The organism is Streptomyces sp. NPDC054932 (assembly GCF_053610205.1).
Genome location: NZ_JBSGXU010000384.1, coordinates 1 through 1,768 on the forward strand (window position 1 = coordinate 1; position 1,768 = coordinate 1,768).

At 76.3% G+C, this 1,768-nt stretch carries 2 protein-coding genes; both read left to right on the top strand.

The features are described 5' to 3' along the window. Nucleotides 1–443: winged helix-turn-helix domain-containing protein (locus ACWGE1_RS40980; RefSeq protein ID WP_453425557.1), on the top strand; the 443-nt coding region annotated here is incomplete at its 5' end. Further along, on the top strand, nt 440–1,768 hold a 1,329-nt coding region (locus ACWGE1_RS40985), incomplete at its 3' end, for a sensor histidine kinase (protein ID WP_453425558.1). The genes ACWGE1_RS40980 and ACWGE1_RS40985, both read left to right, overlap by 4 nt.

Here is a 1,768-nt window from a genome sequence, read left to right on the forward strand (position 1 = left end):
CCGCGCTCGACTCCGTCAGCGAGCGGGTCGACGGGCTGGAGGCCGGCGCCGACGACTACCTCGTCAAGCCGTTCGCCCTCGACGAGCTCCTCGCCCGCGTCCGGGCGCTGCTGCGGCGGGCCGCGCCCGGACCCGCGGGCGCCGCCACGCTCGGCTTCGCCGACCTCGTCCTCGACCCCACGACCAGGACCGGGCGCCGGGGGAACCGTCCGCTGGAGTTCAGCCGTACCGAAGCGGCCCTCCTCGAACTGCTCCTGCGCCACCGCGGCCAGGTGCTCCCGCGCGAGCTGATCCTGGAACTGGTCTGGGGCCGGGACTTCGGGCCGGACTCCAACTCCCTCGCCGTCTACGTCGGCTACCTGCGCCGGAAACTCGAAGCCGCGGGCGAGCCCCGGCTGGTGCACACCGTCCACGGCGTCGGCTACCGGCTGGACGCGGCGTGAGCGGCGGCCGCCGACGGCTCGGGCGGGTCTGGCGCAGGCGGCGTCCCCTGCGGACCCGGCTGGCGCTGTCCGTCACCGCCGCCGTGGCCCTCGTGGCCGTCGGGGTGTGCGCGGCGGCGTTCCTGGTGGTCCGGTCCGCGCTCTACGAGCAGCTCGACCTCAGCCTGACCCAGTCCGCACGGCTCGCCGCCCAGCGCAACCCGGGCGCGGCACCCGGCACCCTGGCGGGGGAGTGCCGGTTCCTGGCGGCTCCCGCGTGCGCGGAGGTGGTGGGCGCAGACCCGGCCAAGGCCCCCTCGGAGCCGGGGCAGCTGCCCGTGGACCCGGCCGCGCGGGAGGTCGCCGAGGGCAGGCGGGCCCCGTATTACACGAACATCACGGTGGCCGGGTACCCCGCCCGGATGCTCACCACCGACTACGCCAAGGGGCGCGCGCTCCAGGTCGCCCTGCGGGCCGACACCGTCGAGGACGGCATCGAGGAGGCCGCCCGGTGGCTGGTGCTGATCGCCGCCGCGGGCGTGCTGCTGGCCGCCCTCCTCGGCCACTGGGTCTCGCGGACCGGACTGGCCCCGGTCACCCGGCTCACCGCGACGGCCGAGCGGATCGCCGCCACCCGCGACGCCCGGCACCGCATCGAACTGCCGCCACCGGGGCGGGAGGACGAGATCACCCGGCTGGCCACGAGCTTCAACACCATGCTGGGGGAGCTGGAACAGTCGGTCAGCGCGCAGCGGCAACTGGTCGCGGACGCCTCGCACGAACTGCGCACCCCGCTGACGGCCCTGCGGACCAACGCCGAACTGCTGGCACGGGCCGACCGGCTCACCCCGGACCAGCGCGAGCGGGCCTCCGCGGCGCTGGGACGGCAGCTGCGCGAGGTGACGGGCCTGGTGGGCGACCTGATCGAGCTGGCACGCGAGGAGGAACCGCAGCCGCTGGTGGAACAGGTCCGGCTGGGCGCGCTGGTGGAGCACTGCGCGCAGGCGGCGCGGACGCACTGGCCGGCCGTGCCCTTCCACGTGCGGGTGCCGGCCGAGCCGATCGTGGTGCCGGGGGTGCCGGCGCGGCTGAGCCGCCTGTTGGGGAACCTGCTGGACAACGCGGCCAAGTTCACCCGGGGCGGGCTGCCCGTCGAGGTGGAGCTGGTGGCGGGCGTTCCCGGCCGGGGGCCGGAACTGACGGTCCGGGACCACGGGCCGGGGATCTCACCGGAGGATCTGCCGCACGTCTTCGACCGGTTCTACCGGGCCGGGACGGCCCGCGCCCTGCCGGGGTCCGGGCTGGGCCTGGCCATGGCCCGGCAGATCGCGCGGGCGCACTCCGCC